At 74.5% G+C, this 19,115-nt stretch carries 22 protein-coding genes; 15 read left to right on the top strand and 7 right to left on the bottom strand.

Annotation, left to right across the window (positions count from 1 at the left end):
• The first annotated feature begins 239 nt into the window (after positions 1–239).
• Positions 240–1,460, top strand: coding sequence for a glucose-1-phosphate adenylyltransferase (gene glgC, locus ACI8AG_RS09795; RefSeq protein ID WP_456596884.1), 1,221 nt, complete (start codon positions 240–242; stop codon positions 1,458–1,460).
• A gap of 118 nt (positions 1,461–1,578) precedes the next feature.
• Here glgC and ACI8AG_RS09790 read toward each other — a convergent pair whose 3' ends face one another.
• Positions 1,579–2,238: an O-methyltransferase gene (locus ACI8AG_RS09790; RefSeq protein ID WP_456596883.1), complete on the bottom strand. Its 660-nt coding sequence runs from the start codon at positions 2,236–2,238 to the stop codon at positions 1,579–1,581.
• Positions 2,239–2,434: 196 nt separating this feature from the next.
• Here ACI8AG_RS09790 and sigE point away from each other — a divergent pair, with 196 nt between their 5' ends.
• The 4 genes from sigE to ACI8AG_RS09770 all read left to right on the top strand — a co-directional run bounded on the left by sigE (position 2,435) and on the right by ACI8AG_RS09770 (position 5,564).
• Positions 2,435–3,022 carry an RNA polymerase sigma factor SigE gene (gene sigE / locus ACI8AG_RS09785; protein WP_456587326.1) on the top strand — a complete coding sequence of 196 codons (588 nt, stop codon included), beginning with the start codon at positions 2,435–2,437 and terminating at the stop codon, positions 3,020–3,022.
• A complete protein-coding gene (locus tag ACI8AG_RS09780) occupies positions 3,019–3,588 on the top strand; it encodes an anti-sigma factor family protein (RefSeq protein WP_456587327.1) in 570 nt (189 codons plus the stop codon). Before sigE ends, ACI8AG_RS09780 begins: the two co-directional genes overlap by 4 nt.
• Before the next feature lie 98 nt (positions 3,589–3,686).
• On the top strand, positions 3,687–5,138 hold the full coding sequence (locus tag ACI8AG_RS09775) for a S1C family serine protease (RefSeq protein ID WP_456596882.1): 1,452 nt from the start codon (positions 3,687–3,689) through the stop codon (positions 5,136–5,138).
• 60 nt (positions 5,139–5,198) lie between these two features.
• A complete protein-coding gene (locus ACI8AG_RS09770; protein WP_456587329.1) occupies positions 5,199–5,564 on the top strand; it encodes a twin-arginine translocase TatA/TatE family subunit in 366 nt (121 codons plus the stop codon).
• Between the two features lie 121 nt (positions 5,565–5,685).
• Here the strand turns inward: ACI8AG_RS09770 and ACI8AG_RS09765 are convergent, their stop codons facing one another.
• Complete coding sequence (locus tag ACI8AG_RS09765; RefSeq protein WP_456587330.1) at positions 5,686–6,837, bottom strand: Mrp/NBP35 family ATP-binding protein; 1,152 nt, start codon at positions 6,835–6,837, stop codon at positions 5,686–5,688.
• A gap of 165 nt (positions 6,838–7,002) precedes the next feature.
• On the opposite strand from ACI8AG_RS09765, the gene ACI8AG_RS09760 reads away from it, so the two are divergent.
• From ACI8AG_RS09760 to ACI8AG_RS09745, 4 genes are all read left to right on the top strand, one after another.
• Positions 7,003–7,695, top strand: coding sequence for an AzlC family ABC transporter permease (locus ACI8AG_RS09760; RefSeq protein WP_456596881.1), 693 nt, complete (start codon positions 7,003–7,005; stop codon positions 7,693–7,695).
• Positions 7,692–8,009 carry an AzlD domain-containing protein gene (locus tag ACI8AG_RS09755; RefSeq protein ID WP_456596880.1) on the top strand — a complete coding sequence of 106 codons (318 nt, stop codon included), beginning with the start codon at positions 7,692–7,694 and terminating at the stop codon, positions 8,007–8,009. Before ACI8AG_RS09760 ends, ACI8AG_RS09755 begins: the two co-directional genes overlap by 4 nt.
• Before the next feature lie 58 nt (positions 8,010–8,067).
• Positions 8,068–8,733, top strand: a complete 666-nt coding sequence (locus ACI8AG_RS09750; protein WP_456596879.1) for a DUF6518 family protein — start codon at positions 8,068–8,070, stop codon at positions 8,731–8,733.
• Between the two features lie 87 nt (positions 8,734–8,820).
• A complete protein-coding gene (locus ACI8AG_RS09745; RefSeq protein ID WP_456596878.1) occupies positions 8,821–9,285 on the top strand; it encodes a PPC domain-containing DNA-binding protein in 465 nt (154 codons plus the stop codon).
• A 6-nt stretch (positions 9,286–9,291) separates the two neighbouring features.
• Here the strand turns inward: ACI8AG_RS09745 and ACI8AG_RS09740 are convergent, their stop codons facing one another.
• Positions 9,292–9,810 (bottom strand): DUF1003 domain-containing protein, encoded by a 519-nt coding sequence (locus ACI8AG_RS09740; protein WP_456596877.1) that lies wholly within the window; start codon positions 9,808–9,810, stop codon positions 9,292–9,294.
• Positions 9,803–11,041, bottom strand: coding sequence for a magnesium transporter MgtE N-terminal domain-containing protein (locus ACI8AG_RS09735; RefSeq protein ID WP_456587336.1), 1,239 nt, complete (start codon positions 11,039–11,041; stop codon positions 9,803–9,805). Before ACI8AG_RS09735 ends, ACI8AG_RS09740 begins: the two co-directional genes overlap by 8 nt.
• A 25-nt stretch (positions 11,042–11,066) precedes the next feature.
• On the opposite strand from ACI8AG_RS09735, the gene ACI8AG_RS09730 reads away from it, so the two are divergent.
• The 3 genes from ACI8AG_RS09730 to ACI8AG_RS09720 all read left to right on the top strand — a co-directional run bounded on the left by ACI8AG_RS09730 (position 11,067) and on the right by ACI8AG_RS09720 (position 14,073).
• Entirely contained in the window at positions 11,067–11,942 is an 876-nt protein-coding gene (locus ACI8AG_RS09730; RefSeq protein WP_456587337.1) for a PhzF family phenazine biosynthesis protein, read from the top strand.
• Positions 11,943–12,043: 101 nt separating this feature from the next.
• Entirely contained in the window at positions 12,044–12,913 is an 870-nt protein-coding gene (locus ACI8AG_RS09725; protein ID WP_456587338.1) for a DMT family transporter, read from the top strand.
• 206 nt (positions 12,914–13,119) lie between these two features.
• Positions 13,120–14,073: an HpcH/HpaI aldolase/citrate lyase family protein gene (locus ACI8AG_RS09720; RefSeq protein ID WP_456596876.1), complete on the top strand. Its 954-nt coding sequence runs from the start codon at positions 13,120–13,122 to the stop codon at positions 14,071–14,073.
• A 55-nt stretch (positions 14,074–14,128) separates the two neighbouring features.
• On the opposite strand, the gene ACI8AG_RS09715 is transcribed toward ACI8AG_RS09720, so the two are convergent.
• The 3 genes from ACI8AG_RS09715 to ACI8AG_RS09705 all read right to left on the bottom strand — a co-directional run bounded on the left by ACI8AG_RS09715 (position 14,129) and on the right by ACI8AG_RS09705 (position 15,945).
• Positions 14,129–14,773 carry a dihydrofolate reductase family protein gene (locus ACI8AG_RS09715; RefSeq protein ID WP_456596875.1) on the bottom strand — a complete coding sequence of 215 codons (645 nt, stop codon included), beginning with the start codon at positions 14,771–14,773 and terminating at the stop codon, positions 14,129–14,131.
• 77 nt (positions 14,774–14,850) lie between these two features.
• Positions 14,851–15,222, bottom strand: coding sequence for a DUF4190 domain-containing protein (locus ACI8AG_RS09710; RefSeq protein ID WP_456596874.1), 372 nt, complete (start codon positions 15,220–15,222; stop codon positions 14,851–14,853).
• Between the two features lie 9 nt (positions 15,223–15,231).
• Entirely contained in the window at positions 15,232–15,945 is a 714-nt protein-coding gene (locus ACI8AG_RS09705; protein WP_456596873.1) for a M23 family metallopeptidase, read from the bottom strand.
• Positions 15,946–16,085: 140 nt separating this feature from the next.
• Here ACI8AG_RS09705 and ACI8AG_RS09700 point away from each other — a divergent pair, with 140 nt between their 5' ends.
• The 3 genes from ACI8AG_RS09700 to ACI8AG_RS09690 all read left to right on the top strand — a co-directional run bounded on the left by ACI8AG_RS09700 (position 16,086) and on the right by ACI8AG_RS09690 (position 19,063).
• Complete coding sequence (locus tag ACI8AG_RS09700) at positions 16,086–17,285, top strand: acyl-CoA dehydrogenase family protein (protein WP_456596872.1); 1,200 nt, start codon at positions 16,086–16,088, stop codon at positions 17,283–17,285.
• 85 nt (positions 17,286–17,370) lie between these two features.
• The gene (locus tag ACI8AG_RS09695) at positions 17,371–18,306 is read left to right on the top strand and encodes a quinone oxidoreductase family protein (protein WP_456596871.1); all 936 of its coding nucleotides are present in this window, start codon (positions 17,371–17,373) and stop codon (positions 18,304–18,306) included.
• A 76-nt stretch (positions 18,307–18,382) separates the two neighbouring features.
• On the top strand, positions 18,383–19,063 hold the full coding sequence (locus tag ACI8AG_RS09690) for a DUF1028 domain-containing protein (protein WP_456596870.1): 681 nt from the start codon (positions 18,383–18,385) through the stop codon (positions 19,061–19,063).
• The last annotated feature ends 52 nt before the right edge of the window (positions 19,064–19,115 follow it).

Genomic DNA, 19,115 nt, shown 5'->3' with positions numbered 1-19,115 from the left:
TGGCCGTTCCAGCGCGTCACCGGGCTCGGCGCGGGCCCCTGGAAGGTGGCCGTTCCAGCGCGTCACCGGGCTCGGCGCGGGCCCCTGGAAGGTGGCCGTTCCAGCGCGTCACCGGGCTCGGCGCGGGCCCCTGGAAGGTGGCCGTTCCAGCGCGTCACCGGGCTCGGCGCGGGACCCAGACGGGTGGCCTCCGTGCGGTTCGTGCTGTGCCCGCGTCGGCCAACGGATACGTTTCTGGCATGCGCGGCGGTCCACGGGTGCTCGGCATCGTCCTGGCGGGCGGTGAGGGGAAGCGGCTGTCTCCGCTGACCCAGGACCGCGCGAAGCCGGCCGTCCCCTTCGGCGGCAACTACCGGCTCATCGACTTCGTCCTCTCCAACCTGGTCAACGGCGACGTCCGGCACATCGCCGTCCTCACCCAGTACAAGAGCCACAGCCTGGACCGTCACATCACCCAGACCTGGCGGATGTCCAGCCTGCTCGGCAACTACGTGACACCGGTGCCGGCGCAGCAGCGCCTCGGCCCCCGCTGGTACACCGGCAGCGCCGACGCGATCTTCCAGAGCCTGAACCTCATCTACGACGAGCGCCCGGAGATCGTCGTCGTCTTCGGCGCCGACCACGTCTACCGCATGGACCCGGCGCAGATGATCGACCAGCACCTGCAGACCGGTGCGGGCGTCACCATCGCCGGGCTGCGGGTGCCGCGGCGGGAGGCGACCGAGTTCGGCGTCATCGACTCCGACGCGGCGGGCAAGGTGCGGGGGTTCCTGGAGAAGCCCGCAGAGCCGCCCGGCCTGCCGGACTCGCCCGAGGAGAGCTTCGCCTCCATGGGCAACTACGTCTTCACCACCGACGCCCTGCTCGAGGCGCTGCGCACCGACGCGGAGGACCAGGACTCGGTGCACGACATGGGCGGCTCGATCATGCCCATGCTGGCCGAGGCAGGAGAGGCCTGGGTCTACGACTTCTCCACCAACGTGGTGCCCGGTGCGACCGAGCGGGACCAGGGGTACTGGCGCGACGTCGGGACGATCGACTCCTACTACGACGCGCACATGGACCTGGTGTCGGTCTCGCCGGTGTTCAACCTCTACAACGAGCGGTGGCCGATCTACACGCTGCCGCCGCAGCGCCCGCCGGCGAAGTTCGTGCTGGGTGGCCGCGCCGAGGAGTCCATGGTCAGCGCCGGCGCGATCATCGGCGGCGGCTCGGTGCACAACTCCGTGATCTCGCCGGGGGTGCGCGTCGAGCGGGGCGCCCGGGTCGAGGACAGCGTCGTCATGGACGGCGCCTACATCGGGGAGGGTGCGCAGGTCCGGCGGGCGATCCTGGACAAGAACGCCGTCGTGCCCGCGGGTGCGCGGATCGGTTTCGACCACGACCTGGACCTGGAGCGCTACCACGTCAGCGCGGGCGGGATCACCGTGCTCGGCAAGGGCGCCCGCGCCTACCTGTAGGCCCCGTCCGGAGGCTCGCCGCGAGCTCGCGAGTGGTCGGGAGGCCTCGGTGCAGGGTCCCGCCGCGAGCCTGCGAGTGGTGGGGGGAACCGAGGTCCTTCTGGGGTCCTTCGTCGCGTTACCCGCGCTTGGTAGCGACGAGCAGGCCGGTGCCGATCGGCAGGACGGCGGGCAGCAGGGTCTCGTCGTCCCGGATCGTGCGGGCGATCTCCCGCCAGGCCACCGACTGGGGATCGCGGGCAGTGCGGTCGGCGACCCGGCCGCCCTCGAGCAGCCCGTGGCAGGTCAGCGTGCCGCCGACCCGGACCAGGGCGAGCAGTGCGGCGAGGTGCTCGGCGTACTCCCGGGGCGGGCCGGCGCAGCACACCATGTCGTAGCCGCCGGGTGAGAGCCGGGGGAGGACCTCCCCGGGGGTGCCGAAGATCAGCCGTGCCCGGCTGGCCGGCACGCGGGCCTCGGCGAGGGCGGCACGTGCCGCGCGCAGCTGCTCGGGATCGCCGTCCAGCGCGGTCAGCACCCCGTCGGACCGCATCCCGCGCAGCAGCCACAGCGCGGCCAGCCCCCCGCCGCTGCCGATCGAGACCACCGAGCGGGCACCGCTCGTGGCGGCGAGGACGGCCAGGGTGCCGCCCACCGGGGGCTCCACCGGGCCCGCCCCGGAGAGGAACTGCGCGCGGCGCCGGGCGGCCACCATCTCGGGGGACTCGGCGGCGAAGCGGTCGGCGTAGGCGGCGCCCGGGTCGGTGCCGCCTCCGGGCGGCGGCTGATCGGCGCTCATCACCGACCGAGGGTAGTTGCCCGCACCGCCGCTGCCGCGTGCGCGGGCGCACCTGTGCGTCTGCTGGGAGTCCCGGTGCGCGGGAACACGGGTGTGCCGATCGACCGTTGACCAGGACGTGCGATTCACGCGTGCCGCGTCCGGACCCGCCGACGCCGGGGAGGTCGCGGGCGGCCCCGTCTGCGATCCTGGTGGCGTGCCCGAGGCCACCGCCCCGCAGTCCGCCGCTCCCGCGGAGCAGCCGGGCTGGGTGGCGCCGTCCTGGGAGCAGGTCGTCCGCGACCACTCCGCCCGGGTGTACCGGCTGGCCTACCGCCTGTCGGGCAACCCCCAGGACGCCGAGGACCTGACGCAGGAGACCTTCGTCCGGGTGTTCCGCTCGCTGGCCGACTACTCGCCGGGCACCTTCGAGGGCTGGCTGCACCGGATCACCACGAACCTGTTCCTCGACATGGTCCGGCGTCGGCAGCGGATCCGCTTCGACGCGCTGCCTGACGACACGGAGCGGCTGCCCGGCCGCGCGCCGAGCCCGGAGCAGGTGTACGCCGACACGCACCTCGACCCCCAGGTGCAGGCGGCGCTCGACGCGCTGTCCCCGGAGTTCCGGGTGGCCGTCGTGCTGTGCGACATCGAGGGGCTGACCTACGAGGAGATCGCCGCCACGCTGGGCATCAAGCTCGGCACCGTGCGCAGCCGCATCCACCGGGGGCGGGTGCAGCTGCGCGAGGCGCTGGCCCACCTGGCCCCGCGCCGGGCGGGCGTCCCGGGGGAGGTGGGGGCATGAGCATCCCGGAGAGCCACCTGGCGCAGGAGGCGATCGCCGCACTGGTCGACGGCGAGCTCTCCGCCGGGCCCGCCGGTCGGGCGGCCCGCCACCTCACCGCCTGCGCCTCCTGCCGGATGGCCGTGGCCGCGCAGCGCGAGGCCAAGGAGGCCCTCCACGGCTCCGCCGACGTGGCCATGCCCGGTGATCTGCTGTCCCGGCTCCGCGCCATCCCCTTCACCGCCGAGGTACCGGGGGCCGGTGCCGGCACCGGGGGGCTGAGCGCCTCGGCCGGGGAGCTGACGGTCACGGGCAGCACCGGCGCCTTCTCCGTCGACCTCACCGAAGGGGCGCACCGGCGCACGTCGTCCGACCACCGCTGGTTCCGCCGCGGCGTCGCCGGGACGATCGTCGGCCTGGGCGCCGGGGTGACGGCGCTGGCGCTCACCCTGCCGCCCGACGGCGGCCGCGCGCCCGCGGCCGATCCGGTGCGGCCGGAGCAGCACACCGAGGTCGCGCCGCCGGTGCTGCGGACGGTGACCATCGGCACCGTCGGCGGCCTCGGCTCCCCGGGCGGCACCCCCTGAGCAGCACGCGGCGCGACACCCCGGAGGACGGCGACGCCGCCGCCTACGCGCGGCCCGAGGGCCAGGCCGGCGCCTTCGACGAGACGACGGCCCCCCGGGTGGCGCCCGGCCCGGTCCGCGCCCCCCAGCCCACCCCCGCGCAGGCCACGGCCTTCGGACGCCCGGAGCGGGTGGCGGGCAGCTTCGCCGGCGACCGCCCGACCCTCCCGCCGCGCCCGGTGCCGCCCCCACCGCCCGAGGCGCTGCTGCGCGCCTTCGGCCCACCCGCTCCGGGGCGGGGCGGCCTGCAGGAGCCGCCGGGTGGGCGCCCCGGACGGCGGCGCACCGCCACCGGCCCGTGGTGGAAGGCCGACGCGCGTGAGGACCCCTGGCGCGACCCGTCGTCCCCCGCCGCGCTGGGCGCTCCCGCCGTGTACGACGAGGACCGCCAGCCCGGCCCCGTCGTCGTGGACGCCCGCGGCCGCCGCAAGGTGCGGCTGCGCGACCTCTCGATCCGCCTGACCACGCTCGCCGTGCTCGGCCTGCTGGTCGTCGGCCTCGTCGGCGGCGGCGTCGGCTGGTACCTCACCCGCACCGCGGACGAGACGCCCCTCTACACCCCGGGCACCACCCTCACCCAGGTCGATCCGGGCGGGCCCCGCGAGCAGGGGTCGGTGTCGGGCATCGCCGAGGCGGTGATCCCGGCGGTCGTCTCGATCGAGGTGCGCGTCGGCCAGGCAGGCGCCACCGGATCCGGGGTCGTGATCGACGGCGAGAACGGCTACATCGTCACGAACAACCACGTCATCTCCGGCGCCGACGACGTCGAGGGCGCCGAGATCCGGGCGGTCTTCTCCGACGGCAGCGGATCCGCCGCGCGCATCGTGGGCCGCGACCCGGCCAGCGACCTCGCCGTCGTCAAGGTGGAGAAGCCCGGTCTGGTGACGGCCGCGCTGGGCCGGTCCGGCGACGTCGTGGTCGGCGACCCGGTGGTGGCGATCGGCTCGCCGCTGGGGCTGGCGGGCACCGTCACCAGCGGGATCGTCAGCGCGCTGGACCGCCCGGTCCGGCTCTCCGGCGAGGGCACCGACACCAATGCGGTGATCAGCGCGGTGCAGACCGACGCCCCGATCAACCCGGGCAACTCCGGTGGGGCGCTGGTCGACGGGAGCGGGGCGCTGGTCGGCATCAACACCGCGATCGCCTCGACCGGCGCCGGTGGGTCGATCGGCCTCGGTTTCGCGATCCCGGTGGACACGGTGAAGCGGATCACCGAGCAGCTCATCGCCACCGGCTCGGCCGTGCACGCCACGCTCGGCGTCAACGCCCGCTCGGTGACCGACGGCACGCGCGACGGCGCCCTGGTCGTCAACGTCGAGCCGGGCAGCCCCGCGGCCGAGGCCGGCATCCGCGAGCAGGACGTCATCATCGCCGTCGGGGACACGCCGGTCGGCAGTTCCGAGGAGCTGGCCGTCGCCGTCGACGCCCGGCAGCCGGGGGACGTCGTGACCGTCGAGCTCGTGCGCGGCGGGAGCTCGCGCACGGTCGAGGTGACGCTCGCCGCCGCATAGGCCCGGCGGCGGCTACGCTGACCCTCGGTAGCGCTGGCGGCCGGAGGAACAGGGAGCACGGTGTTCGACTCGATCGGCTGGGGCGAGATCTTCGTGCTGGCGCTCGCCGCCCTGTTCATCTTCGGGCCCGAGCGCCTGCCCGACCTGGCGCGCGAGGCCGCCGCCGGGCTCAAGCGGTTGCGCAGTGCGGTCACCGGCATGCGCACCCAGGTCAACGACTCCCTCGGCGACGACTTCGCGGAGTTGCGCGACCTCGACCTGCGCAAGTACCACCCGCGGACGTTCATCCGCGAGCAGCTGCTGGGTGACGACGACGACGCCCGGGTACCCGCCGCCACGGCGAACGGGGCGACCGCCGCCACGGTGGTCGCCGCGCAGCTGCGCGACCGCAGCGTCCCGCCGCCGTTCGACATCGACGCGACCTGACCCCCTGAGCCGGGCGGCGCAGGACGACCCCTGCTCACGACTCTGGGGGTGTTCCTCCCGCTGGTGGAGTCCTGAAGGACGCCGACAGCGGGAGGAACACCCCCAGAGCGGGTGGCTCAGCTCAGTGCTTGACGGGGGTGAGCCCGAGGCTCATCCCGGAGAGCCCGCGCTGGCGGACGGCGAGCCCGTCGGCGATCTTCTCCAGCGCCTTGGCGGCCGGGGTCTCGGGGTCGGCGAGGACGATCGGCGCACCGGCGTCGCCGGCCTCCCGGAGCCGGGTGTCCAGCGGGATCTGACCCAGCAGCGGGACGCGCGCACCGAGGGTGCGGGTGAGCGCGTCGCTGACCGTCTGCCCTCCGCCGGAGCCGAAGACCTCGACGCGCGAGCCGTCGGGGAGCTCCATCCAGCTCATGTTCTCGATGACGCCGACGACCTGCTGGTGGGTCTGCGTGGCGATCGCACCGGCGCGCTCGGCCACCTCGGCCGCGGCCAGCTGCGGGGTGGTGACGACGAGGATCTCGGCGTTGGGCAGGAGCTGCGCGATGGAGATCGCGACGTCACCGGTGCCTGGGGGGAGGTCCAGCAGCAGGACGTCGAGGTCGCCCCACCACACGTCGGCGAGGAACTGCTGCAGCGCGCGGTGCAGCATCGGCCCGCGCCACACGACCGGGGTGTTGCCCGGGGTGAACATGCCGATCGAGATGACCTTCACGCCCATCGACTGCGGCGGCATGATCATGTTGTCGACCTGGGTGGGCTTGTCGTCGACCCCGAGCATCCGCGGCACCGAGTGGCCGTAGATGTCGGCGTCCACGACGCCGACCGACAGCCCGCGCTTGGCCAGGGCCGCGGCGAGGTTCACGGTGACGCTGGACTTGCCGACGCCGCCCTTGCCCGAGGCGACGGCGTAGACGCGGGTGAGCGAGCCGGGCTGGGCGAACGGGATCACCGGGTCCGCGGCGTCGGTGCCGCGCACGGTCTTGCGCAGCTCGGCGCGCTGCTCGTCGCTCATCACGTCGAGGGCGACCTGCACCGAGGTCACGCCGGGGACGGCGCCGACGGCGGCGGTGACCCGGTTGGTGATCGTCTCCCGCATCGGGCAGCCGGCGACGGTCAGGTACACCTCGACGTCGACCGAGCCGTCGGGCCCGATCCGCACGTCCTTGACCATGCCGAGCTCGGTGAGCGGGCGGTTGATCTCCGGGTCCTGGACGGTGGCCAGAGCGGCGTTGACGGCGTCGAGCGCCGGGGTGCCGGTCAGCTGGTCGGACATGGTGTTCGTCTGTCTCCTTCGACGGGGGACCGGCGTCCGGCGGTCTGCGGCCAGAAGCGGCGACCTGCGCGATCGGTCGCCTGCCACTGTACGGCGGGTGGCGGCCCGGCCGGCCCGGCGGAGGGTGATCTACCGCGCAGCCGGCCGCGTCCTAGGGTCGGGGTCGTGCCGGCCGACCGCTCCCAGACCCTGCGCGACGCCGTGGGGCTGGGCCTCGCGGTCGGGTTGTACGGCATCGCCTTCGGAGCCGCCGCCGACGCGGCCGGGCTGGACGTCTGGCAGGCGATGACCCTCTCGGCGGTGATGTTCACCGGCGCGTCGCAGTTCGCGCTCGTCGGCGTCCTGGGGGCCGGCGGGAGTGCGGCGGCGGCCGCGGGCAGCGCACTGCTGCTCGGCACGCGCAACACCGTCTACGGCGTCCGCATGGCCCCGCTCTTGGCGCCCCGGGGACCGGCCCGGCGGGCCGGTGCGGCGCACTGGGTGATCGACGAGACGACGGCGATGGCCGTGGCCGCGCCCGACCGCGAGCTGGGCCGCCTGGCGTTCTGGGCCACCGGCGCCACCATCTACCTCGGCTGGAACGTCACGACGCTGATCGGCGTGCTCGGCGCCTCGGAGCTCGGTGGGGCGGCCGAGGCGGCGCTGGACGCCGTCGTCCCCGCGGCCTTCCTCGCGCTGCTGTGGCCCCGGCTGCGCGCCGGCTTCCCGGAGGCGCAGGTCCAGCGCCGCGTCGCCCTCGGGGGAGCGGTCGTGGCGCTGGCCCTGACGCCGTTCGTGCCCGCCGGCGTGCAGGTCGTCGCCGCGGTGGTGGCGGTCGCGCTCGCCGGCCGGCCGCGGACAGAGGTCCGCCCGGCATGAGCGCTACCGCGGTGTGGACGGCGGTCCTGGTGGCCTCGGCCGGCTGCTACCTGCTGAAGCTGGCCGGCCTGTCGGTGCCGGCGGCGTGGGTGGAGCAGCCGTGGGTCGCGCGGGTCGTCGACTTCGTGCCCGCCGCGCTGCTGGCCGCCCTCGTGGTGGTGCAGGCCCTCACCAGCGGCGACCGGCTCGTGCTCGACGGGCGGCTGGCCGGGCTGGCCGTCGCTGCCCTGGCCCTGGCGCTGCGGGCGCCGTTCATCGTGGTGCTGGTGCTCGCGGGGGCGGCCGGGGCGCTCGTGCACGTCGCCACCGGCTGACCGGTACCCAGGCGCGCCGGAACCGCAGCTCGCCCGCCCCCGCGGCCAGGATCGCGGGGTGACCGAGGCGACCGAGGCTGCGACGCCGGGGCGGGCGGCCGCCCGGCGGGAGGCGTTCCTGCGGCTCGCCGGTCTCGCCGTCCTGGGCGGGGTCGCCGGCGTGGCGGCCAAGCTGGGCGACGAGTCGGGATGGCGGTGGGCCGCCGACCTCGGCACGTACCCGGCGGCCTGGGTGCTCGTGGTGGCGCTGATCGGGCGGTTCGCGCCCGGCATCGCGTCGGCCGGGGTCCGTGCGGCCGTCTTCTTCGCCGCGATGACCGCCGCCTACTACGGCTGGGCGGTCCTCGTGCTCGGCTTCGGCTACGACCCCGGGCTGATCGCCGCCTGGCTGCTCCTCGCGGCCACCGCGGTGGCGGTGTTCGCGGCGGTCTGCTGGTGGGCCTCCCGCCGGCCGGGTCCGCTGCCCGGGGCGCTGCTCGCGCTGGCCGCGGGGACGGCCCTGGCGAACGGCGCGCTCCGCGGCTTCTGGCCGGATCGGACCGGCAGCGACGTGGTGCTGCACCCGGTGCAGGCGGTCGTGGAGGTCGTCGTCGTCCTGGTCGTCGTCCTGCTGCTGCCCCGCCGGCGCAGCACCCGGCTGTGGGCGCTGGGACTGCTGCTCCCCATGGCCTGGCTGGCGCAGGAGCTGCTCGACCGCCTGTACGGGACCGGCCTCGTCCGCTGACCGGCGGCACGGGGCCGCCCGGGGGATTGGGGGGCCGATCGGGGGGCACGGCAGCGGGTGCCCGACCCCGACGATCGGAGGGACCCCGTGCAGCACCGCGAGATCACCACCCCGGGAACGAGTGCGGAACGCGAGCGCACCTACGTCGTGATCCTCGACGAGGGGGACGAGGCGGTGGCGGAGCTGACCTCGTTCGCCCGGGAGGAGCAGCTCTCCGCCGCCCAGGTCACCGCCGTCGGCGCGTTCCGGCGCGCGGTGGTCGGCTGGTTCGACCGGCAGACCAGCGACTACCGGCGGGTCACCGTCGGCCAGCAGTGCGAGGTGCTCTCGCTGATCGGCGACGTCGCCCTGGGCACCGACGGGAACCCGGCGCTGCACCTGCACGCCGTCCTCGGCCTGCCCGACGCCACCACGCGCGGCGGCCACCTGCTCGAGGGCGAGGTGTGGCCCACGCTGGAGGTGGTGGTCCGGGAGAGCCCGGCGCAGCTGCGCAAGACCATGCGCCCGGAGATCGGGCTGGCGCTGATCGACCTGGACCGCGCCGAGCACTGAGCGGGCTCAGGCGACCGGGTCGCGCTTCCTCTTGCCCTTCTTGTCGCGCCGCTCCCGGTCCTCGCCCTCGCCCGGCACCAGCCGGTTGAGCTCGCCGCGGATGAAGTCCCGGGTGGCCAGCTCGCCGACGGCCACGCGGAGCGCGGCCAGCTCGCGGGCCAGGTACTCGGTGTCGGCGCGGTTCTGCGCCGCCCGGGCGCGGTCCTCCTCGGCCTGCACGCGATCGCGGTCGGCCTGCCGGTTCTGCGCCAGCAGGATGAGCGGGGCGGCGTACGCGGCCTGGGTCGAGAACGCCAGGTTGAGCAGGATGAACGGGTACGGGTCCCAGCGCAGCTGCACGGCGAAGACGTTCAGCGAGATCCAGACGACGACGAGGATCGTCTGGACGGCCAGGAACCGCCCCGTCCCCAGGAAGCGCGCGATGCCCTCGGCGAACTGCCCGACCGCGTCGGGGTTGAGCCGCAGGAAGCTGCCGAACCGGCGGGCGCCGCCGCGCGGGACGTCCAGCCGGGGCGTGTCAGCCACGGCGCGCCCGCTCCCGCCAGTCATCGGGAAGCAGGTGGTCGAGGACGTCGTCGACGCTCACCGCGCCGACCAGCCGGCCCTGCGCGTCGACCACCGGCGCGGCGACCAGGTTGTAGGTGGCGAAGTAGCGGGTGACCTCGGCGAGCGGCGCCTCCGGCCTGAGCGGCTCCAGGTCGTCGAGCACGCCGCTCACCAGGGTCGAGGGTGGCTCGCGCAGCAGCCGCTGGATGTGCGCGAGCCCCAGGTACCGCCCGGTCGGCGTGGCCGACGGCGGGCGGCAGACGTACACCTGACTGGCCAGCGAGGGGGTGATCTCCTCCTGCCGCACCCGGGCCAGCGCCTCGGCGACGGTGGCGTCGGGGGAGAGGATGACCGGCTCGCTGGTCATGATCCCGCCGGCGGTGTCCTCCGAGTACTTGAGCAGCTGGCGCACCGACTCGGCCTCGTCGGGCTCCATCAGCTCGAGCAGCCGGTCGCGGTCGACGTGGTGCAGCTCGGAGAGCAGGTCCGCGGCGTCGTCGGGGTCCATCTCCTCCAGGACGTCGGCCGCGCGGCCCTCCTCCAGCGTGCCGAGGATGGTGATCTGCTCGGCCTCGGGGAGCTCGCCCAGGACGTCGGCCAGCCGCACGTCGTCCATGGCCTCGGCGACCTCGTGCCGGCGTTTGATCGGGAGCTCCTGGAGCGCGTGCGCCATGTCCGCTGCGTTCAGCTCCCGGTAGGTGGCGATCAGCGTCTCGGCGCCCTGCCCGGCCGGCGAGAGCGCCAGCCCGGTGACCTCGCCCCACTCGAGCTGGTGCAGCTGCCCGCGCCGGCCGATGCGACCGGGCTCCTGGACGGCGACCCGGGACAGCAGCCAGTCGCCGGTGCGGGTCTGCTCCATGCCGGCGTCGACGACCGTGGCCGGGCGGCCGGACTCGTTGATCGTCACCTGCCGGTCGAGCAGCTCGCCGAGCACGAGGGTCTCGCCGCCCCGCTGCTCGAACCGCTTGAGGTTGAGGGTGCCCGACGCGAGCATCACCGCTCCCGGGTCCAGCGCCGTCACCCGGCCCATCGGCACGAAGATCCGCCGCCGGGCGACCACCTCGACCACGAGGCCGAGGACGCGGGGGCAGGCGGTGCCCACCCGGAGCCCGACGACGACGTCGCGGACCTTCCCGACCCGGTCGCCGTTGGGGTCGAAGACGGTCAGCCCGGCAAGCCGGGAGACGTACGCCCTGGTCGCCGTCGTCACGGATCGGAAGGCTACCGTCGGCGCCGTGACTGCCCCGGTTGCGCTGGAGTACGAGGTCGTCGACGTGTTCGCCCCGCGGGCGTTCGCCGGGAACCCGCTGGCGGTGGTCTTCGCCGCCGACGAGCTCACGACGCAGCAGTGCCAGGCCCTGGCGAACGAGTTCCAGCTCTCGGAGACGTCGTTCCTGTGCGCCCCCACGGAGCCCGGCGCCGACTACCGGGTGCGGATCTTCACGCCCTACGCCGAGCTGCCCTTCGCCGGCCATCCGAGCGTCGGCGCGGCGCACACCCTGGTCCGCACCGGGCGGCTGCCGGCGGGGACGCTGCGCCAGGAGTGCGGGGCCGGGGTGCTCGACGTGGTGGTCGACGACGGCGGCGCGACCCTCTCCGGTGGCCGGCCGACGCTCCAGGACGGACCCGCGCCGGCTGTGCTGGCCGCTGCGCTCGGGCTGGACGAGGCCGACGTCACCGGGGTTCCCTCGGACGTCGCCGGCTGCGGCCTGCCCTTCGGCTACCTGTCCGTGTGCCCCGACGCCGTCGACCGGGCCGACCCCGACCGGGCCGCGCTCGCCGGGCTCGACGTCGGTGAGGGCGTGTCGGTGCTCTCCTGGGACGGCGCGACCGCGACCGCCCGCGCGCGCGTCTTCGCCCGCGACCTGAACTGGGGCGAGGACCCGGCCACCGGCTCCGCCGCGCTGGGCGCGGGGGTGTGGCTGGTCGAGAGCGGTCTGGTGGCCGGGGAGGGGACGACGTCGTTCACCGTGCGGCAGGGCGAGCGGATGGGGCGCCCCTCGGTCCTCGGGTGCACCGTCACCGCGGCCGGCGGGCGGGCGGTCGCGACCACCGTGCGCGGTGCCGTCGTCCCGGTGGCGAGCGGTCGGATCCGGGTGCCGTCCTGGTGAAGGGCCCTCCTGCCCCCCGCCACTCGCCCGCTCGCGGCGGGGCCCTGCAGGAGGGCCACGCGTCCTCCGCCTGGGCGCTGCACCGACCCGGGAGCCGGGACGTGGGCCTCCTCTCCCTCGCGGTCGTGGGGGTCTCGCTGTCGGCGCCGCTGACCGCGATGGTCACCGCGCCGATGCTGGCGCTGGCGTTCTGGCGCAACGCAGCGGGCGCGGCCGCGCTGGTGCCCGTGCTGCTCACCCGCGAGCGGGCCACGCTGGCCGGCCTGCGGGCGCGGGACCTGCGCAGCTCGGTGGTCGCGGGGCTCTTCCTCGCGGCGCACTTCGCCGCGTGGCTGCCGAGCCTGTCGATGACGACGGTGGCCGCCTCGGTCGCGCTGGTCACCACCACGCCGATCTGGACGGCGCTCGCGGCCCGGATCTCGGGGGTGCGGCTGCCGGCCGCGGTCTGGTGGGGGCTGCTCCTCGCGTTCGCCGGCGTCGTGCTGATCGTGGGCGTGGACGTCACGGTGAGCGCCGAGGCGCTCGCGGGCGATGCGCTGGCCCTGCTCGGGGCGATCTGCGCCGGCGGGTACGTCCTGGCCGGGGCGCGCGCCCGGCGGCGGCTGGCGACCTCGGCCTACGCCGTCGTCTGCTACTCCGTGTGCGCCGTCGTGATCGCGGTGGCGGCGCTGCTCGTCGACGCGCCGCTGGGCGGGTTCGAGGCCCGGGACTGGTGGCTGATCGCGGGCATCACCGTCTCCGCGCAGCTGTTCGGGCACACGCTGCTCAACCTGGTGCTCTCGTCGGTGGGCCCGACCGTGGTGAGCCTCGCCGTCCTGCTCGAGGTGCCCGGCGCGCTGCTGTTCGCGCTCGTCCTCCTCGGCCAGGTGCCGCCGCTGCTGGCGCTGCCCGGGGTCGTGCTGGTGGTGGCCGGGGTGGCGCTGGTGGTGCGGGCCGGGCGTCCGGCGACCCTGGTGGAGCCCGCCACCTGAGCAAGGACCCCCAGAAGGACCTCGGTCCCCCCCACTACTCGCAGGCTCGCGGCTGGACCCGGCACCGAGGCCTCCCGACCACTCGCAGGCTCGTGGCGGGCCCCTGCGACGGGGCCGACGGTCGATGATCAACGCGGCAGCGCGGGCGTGCGACGCCGTCGCTACCCTCCGGTAGCCGAACTTTCCGACCCACACGCGGAGGCACCGTGGCCGAGCTCCGATCCCGTCGTTCCAACCTGGCCGTCCCGGGCAGCAACCCCCGGTTCCTGGAGAAGGCCAAGGGCCTCCCCGCCGACCAGGTGTTCCTCGACCTGGAGGACGCGTGCGCGCCGCTGGCCAAGCCCGGCGCCCGCAAGAACATCGTCGCGGCGCTGAACGAGGGCGGCTGGGGCGACAAGATCCGCACCGTCCGGGTCAACGACTGGACGACGGAGTGGACCTACCGCGACGTCATCGAGGTCGTCGAGGGCGCCGGCGCCAACCTCGACTGCATCATGCTGCCGAAGGTCGTCGACGCCGCCCAGGTGCGCGCGCTGGACTTCCTGCTCACCCAGATCGAGAAGACCAACGGGCTGCCCGTCGGGCGCATCGGCATCGAGGCGCAGATCGAGACGGCGCAGGGCCTGATCAACGTCAACGACATCGCGTTCGCCAGCGACCGCATCGAGACGATCATCTTCGGCCCGGCCGACTTCATGGCCAGCATCAACATGAAGTCGCTGGTGGTCGGCGCCCTGCACCCGGACTACCCGGGTGACCCGTTCCACTACATCCTCATGCAGATCCTGATGGCCGCCCGCGCCCGTGGCGTGCAGGCCATCGACGGCCCGTTCCTGCAGGTGCGCGACGTGCCGGCGTTCGAGGAGGTCGCGAAGCGGTCGGCCGTCCTCGGCTTCGACGGCAAGTGGGTGCTGCACCCGGGCCAGATCGACGCCGCCAACGAGATCTACGCGCCGTCGCAGGAGGACTACGACCACGCCGAGCTGATCCTCGACGCCTACGACTGGTACACGTCGGAGGCCGGCGGCAAGAAGGGCTCGGCGATGCTGGGCGACGAGATGATCGACGAGGCCAGCCGCAAGATGGCGCTGGTCATCGCCGGCAAGGGCCGCGCCGCGGGCATGTCCCGGACGTCGTCCTTCACACCCCCCGAGGACTGAGAGGCCACGACGCGGCGGCTCCGGAGCGGTCCGGGGCCGCCGTTCGTCGTTCTCGCTACCTCCGCCAGAACAGGTGGTGGGTCACGCCGCTCGGGCTCGGCACGACGTCGCGGTGGAAGCGGTCGAGCAGCTCGTCCGGCGACTCCCACAGCCGGACGCCGGAGCCGAGCTGCACCGGCGAGACGGCCACGTGCAGGGTGTCGACGAGGTCGGCGGCGAGGAACTCCCGGATGACGGTGGCGCCGCCACCGAGCCGCACGTCCTTGCCCTGGGCGGCCGCACGCGCCTGCGCGAGCACCGTCCCGGGGTCGGCGTCCACGAAGTGGAACGTGGTGTCCGAGAGCGTGAACGAGGGACGGACGTGGTGGGTCATCACGAACACGGGCGTGTGGAACGGCGGTTCGGCACCCCACCAGCCCTGCCAGTCGAGGTCGCGCCACGGCCCGCGGTGCGGGCTGAACTTGTTGCGGCCCATGATCTCCGCGCCGATGCCGTGGGCGAAGTCGCGGGTGAAGTAGTCGTCGAGCCCGCGGCTGCCCCCGGGTTCGGAGCGGTTCGGGAAGCTCGCCGTGGCGAGGGCCCAGGCCATCAGCTCGCCGGGGTCGGCGTGGCCGAACGGCCGCTCGAGGCTCTGCCCCTCGCCGGCGCCGAAGCCGTCGCTGGAGACCGTGAGGTTCTGCACCCTGAGCAGTTGAGCCACCGTTGCCCCTCTCGTCGTCGGTGGAGGGGGGACCGCTGGAGCGCCCGGAACTCATCGCCGCCAACGGCGAGCGGCGATCAGGGGCCGAAGCCGGTGCTGGTCAGCGCCGCGAACGCGACGATCCAGAGCACGATCATGAGCACGAAGAAGCCGGTGACCAGGCCGCCGACGATGATCCCGGCCAGCGCCAGGCCGGCACCCTCCTCGCCGGTCTCGCGGATCTGCCGGCGGGCGATGATGCCGAGCACCAGCCCGACGGGCGCGAAGACGAACGCCATGACCAGGGCGAGGATCGCCAGGGTGTTCGTCGGCCGGCCCCACTGCGGCGGGCCGTATCCCGGCGGGGCGCCGTAGCCGGGCGGACCGTAGGGCTGCCCGTAGCCGGGGGGCGGGCCGTATCCCGGCGGTGGGCCGTAGCCGCCCTCCGGCGGGTCGTCACGGTAGGTCACCGCCGCACGCTAGCCCGCCTCGGTCTCCTCCGGCTCGACCACCGCGCCCTCGCCCGGCATCCCCCGCTCCCGGCTCCGCGGCGCTCCGCCGCGCGGCCACTCCCGGAAGCGGGTGAACGCGACCGGGAGCCCGCGGGCGACGGTCAGGTCGGCGCTGTCCATGGCCTGCAGGTGCAGGTGCGGCTGGGTCGAGTTGCCGGAGTTGCCGCACCCGGCCAGGTGCTGTCCGGGGCGGACCGCATCACCCACCGAGACGCGGAGCGAACCGGATCGCAGGTGGGCCAGCGCGACGAACCGGCCGGGCGCCGGCAGCGCGATGACGACGTGATTGCCCGCCACGGCGGGAACCCCCTGGCGCAGCCGCCCGGCCTGGCCCAGCGCGTAGCCGAGCAGGGCGAGCTGGGAGCGGCGCGCCCCGTGGTCGGGCTCGCCGTCGTGCACGTGGACGACGACGCCACCGGCCGGGGCGAGGACCGGCCGGTCGAAACCCACGAAGCGCTCCGGCGGTTCGACGGCCAGGAGCGTGCGCCAGTCGCGGGTGCCGGCCGTCCGGTGCCGGTCGTCGACGGGGAGGAAGTCGACGGCGTACCGCTCGCCGAGCACGTCCACGCCGTGGGACGGCACCCGCCGCGCCGGGCTGTTCTGCGTCAGCCAGCGGCCGCGGAACGGCAGGGCGAGCTCCACCTCGGGCGGTCCGCCCACCGGCGCCGATGCCTCGCGCATGCCGCCGAGCCTAGGGGCCGGGCGGGTCGTGCTCGCCGGTCCGCCGCGCGCGGGAGTGACCGAGCGCACGCAGAGCCCGGGGACCGGGTGCCCCATACTCACCGGTAACCCGGACACCGGCGTCCCCGAGGAGCGAACCTGTGACCCGTCTGGCCCAGACCGCCGACCTGACCGACATCCAGCGCGAGATCCTGTCGACGGTCAGGAGCTTCGTCGACCGCGAGATCATCCCGAACGCGCAGGAGCTCGAGCACGGCGACACCTACCCGCAGGAGATCGTCGACGGGCTCAAGGAGCTGGGCATCTTCGGGCTGATGATCCCCGAGGAGTACGGCGGCCTCGGCGAGTCGCTGCTCACCTACGCGCTGGTGGTCGAGGAGATCGCCCGCGGCTGGATGAGCGTCTCCGGCGTCATCAACACCCACTTCATCGTGGCGTACATGCTCAAGCAGCACGGCACGCAGGAGCAGAAGGAGTACTACCTGCCCCGCATGGCCACCGGCGAGGTGCGCGGTGCCTTCTCGATGTCCGAGCCGGGGCTGGGCTCCGACGTCGCCGGCATCCGCACCAAGGCCGTGAAGCAGGCCGACGGCGGTTACGTCATCGACGGCCAGAAGATGTGGCTGACCAACGGCGGCAGCTCCACCCTGGTCGCGGCGCTGGTGCGCACCGACGAGGGCGCCGAGAAGGTCCACCAGAACCTGACGACGTTCCTGGTCGAGAAGCCGGCCGGGTTCGGCGAGGTCAAGCCCGGGCTCACCATCCCCGGCAAGATCGACAAGATGGGCTACAAGGGCGTCGACACCACCGAGCTGGTGTTCGACGGCTACCGGGCGGAGGCCACCGACATCCTCGGCGGCGAGCCCGGCCGTGGCTTCGCCCAGATGATGGACGGCGTCGAGGTCGGCCGGGTCAACGTCGCCGCCCGCGCCTGCGGCATCTCGATCCGCGCCTTCGAGCTCGCCGTCGCCTACGCCCAGCAGCGGGAGACCTTCGGCAAGCCGATCGCCCAGCACCAGGCGATCGCCTTCCAGCTGGCCGAGATGGCCACCAAGGTCGAGGCCGCGCACCTGATGATGGTCAACGCCGCCCGCCTCAAGGACGCCGGCAAGCGCAACGACGTCGAGGCCGGCATGGCCAAGCTGATCGCCAGCGAGTACTGCGCCGAGGTCACCACGCAGTCCTTCCGCATCCACGGCGGCTACGGCTACTCCAAGGAGTACGAGATCGAGCGCCTCATGCGCGAGGCGCCGTTCCTGCTCATCGGCGAGGGCACCAGCGAGATCCAGAAGACGATCATCAGCCGCGGTCTGCTCAAGGAGTACAAGCTCAAGGGCTGAGAACCCGTTGAACGCCTGAGACCCAGAACCACTTCGGTTCTGGGTCTCTCGCGTTCACTCCTGCGTGCGCGTGTATGCAGGAGCCATGCGTGCAGCGGGAGTGACCGAGTTCGGTGGGCCGGAGGCCCTGCACATCGTCGAGGTGGAGCCCGAGCCCCTGGGGCCGGGTCAGGTGCGGCTGCGGGTCGAGGCGGCCGCGGTGAGCCCGACCGACACCCACGCCCGCAGCGGCGCCTACGCCGGACGTGACCCGGTGAAGACCCCACCGTGGGTGCCGGGGATGGACGTCGCCGGCGTCGTCACCGAGCTCGGCGAGGGCGTCGACCACCTGTCCGTGGGCGACCTGGCGATGGGGATCGTCGTGCCCTTCGGGCCCTACGGCGCCTACCGCGAGGACAAGGTGCTGCCGGGCGGCTCCGTCGTCCGCGCGCCGGCCGGGGCGACCGCCGTCGAGGCGTCGACCCTGCCCATGAACGGGCTCACCGCCCGGCTCGCCCTGGACCTCATGGCGCTGCAGCCGGGTCAGGTGCTCGCGGTGACCGGCGCGGCGGGCGCCTTCGGCGGCTACGTGGTGCAGCTGGCGAAGGCCGACGGGCTCACCGTGGTGGCCGACGCCTCCGGGGCCGACGAGGAGCTGGTACGGGGGCTGGGCGCCGACGTCGTCGTCCGGCGCGGGGACGACGTCGCCGACCGGATCCGCGAACACTTCCCCGAGGGCGTCGACGGGCTGGCCGACGGATCGGTGCAGGACGAGCAGGTGCTGCCCGCCGTCCGCGACGGGGGAGCGGTGGCCACGGTGCGCGGCTACCGCGGCAACGGCGAGCGCGGCCTGCGTTTCTTCCCGACCATGGTCCGGAAGGTCGCCGAGGACCGGGCGGCGCTGGACCGGCTCCGCCAGCAGGTCGAGGAGGGTGCGGTGACCCTCCGGGTGGCCCGCACGTTCCCCGCCGAGCAGGCGGCCGAGGCGCACCGGGTGCTGGAGGCGGGGGGCGTGCGCGGACGGCTCGTGCTCACCTTCTGAGGCGGCGGGTCCGGTTGAGCGCCGACCGGGGCGGGCACCTGCGGCGGGACGACCTGGGACGGACGGAGACCCCCGCATGACCTTCTCGATCGTGGCCCGCTGCCCGCACACCGGTGAGTTGGGAGTCGGTGCCCTGACCGCGCTCATGGGGGTCGGCAAGCTCGTGGGGCACGCCTCGCCGGGCGTCGGCGCCGCCGCGTCTCAGGCGTCGATGAACCCCTACCTCGCCGTGGACGGGCTGCGGCTGATGGCCGAGGGGCTGGAGGCGCCGGCCGCGCTGGACGAGGTGCTCCGCCGTGATCCCGGTCGCGACGTGCGGCAGTGCGGCTTCGTCGACCGCAATGGCTGCACGGCCGCGTGGACCGGTGGGCGCAGCCTCGGCTGGTCGGGGCACTTCGAGGACGACGCGGTCGTGGTGTCGGGCAACCGGCTGGTCGGCCGGCAGACGCTCGAGGCGGCCCTCGAGGCGTTCCACGCCCACCGGGACCGCGAGCTCGCCGAGCGGCTGGTGCTGGCCGTGGAGGCCGGCGAGGCGACCGGCGCCGACACGGAGGGCTCCCGCTCCGGGCACGTGCTGGTGCTGGGGTCGGAGGCCTACCCCCTCTGGGACATCCGCGTCGACTCGGACAAGGACCCCGCGCTGCGGCTGCGCGAGCTGTTCGAGGAGTACCGCACCGACTTCCTGCCCGAGGTGCAGCGGCTGCCCACCCGCCGCGACCCCGTGGGCGCGGCCACCCGCGAACTGCTGGAGGCCTGACCGGGGAGCGCCGTCCGGGCGGGGAACCTGCGGGAGGGGGTTTTCCACAGCC

Source organism: Blastococcus sp. SYSU DS0552, assembly GCF_054050815.1.
Note: the sequence above shows the minus strand (reverse complement) of the source record. Positions and strands in the feature narration are given on the sequence as shown.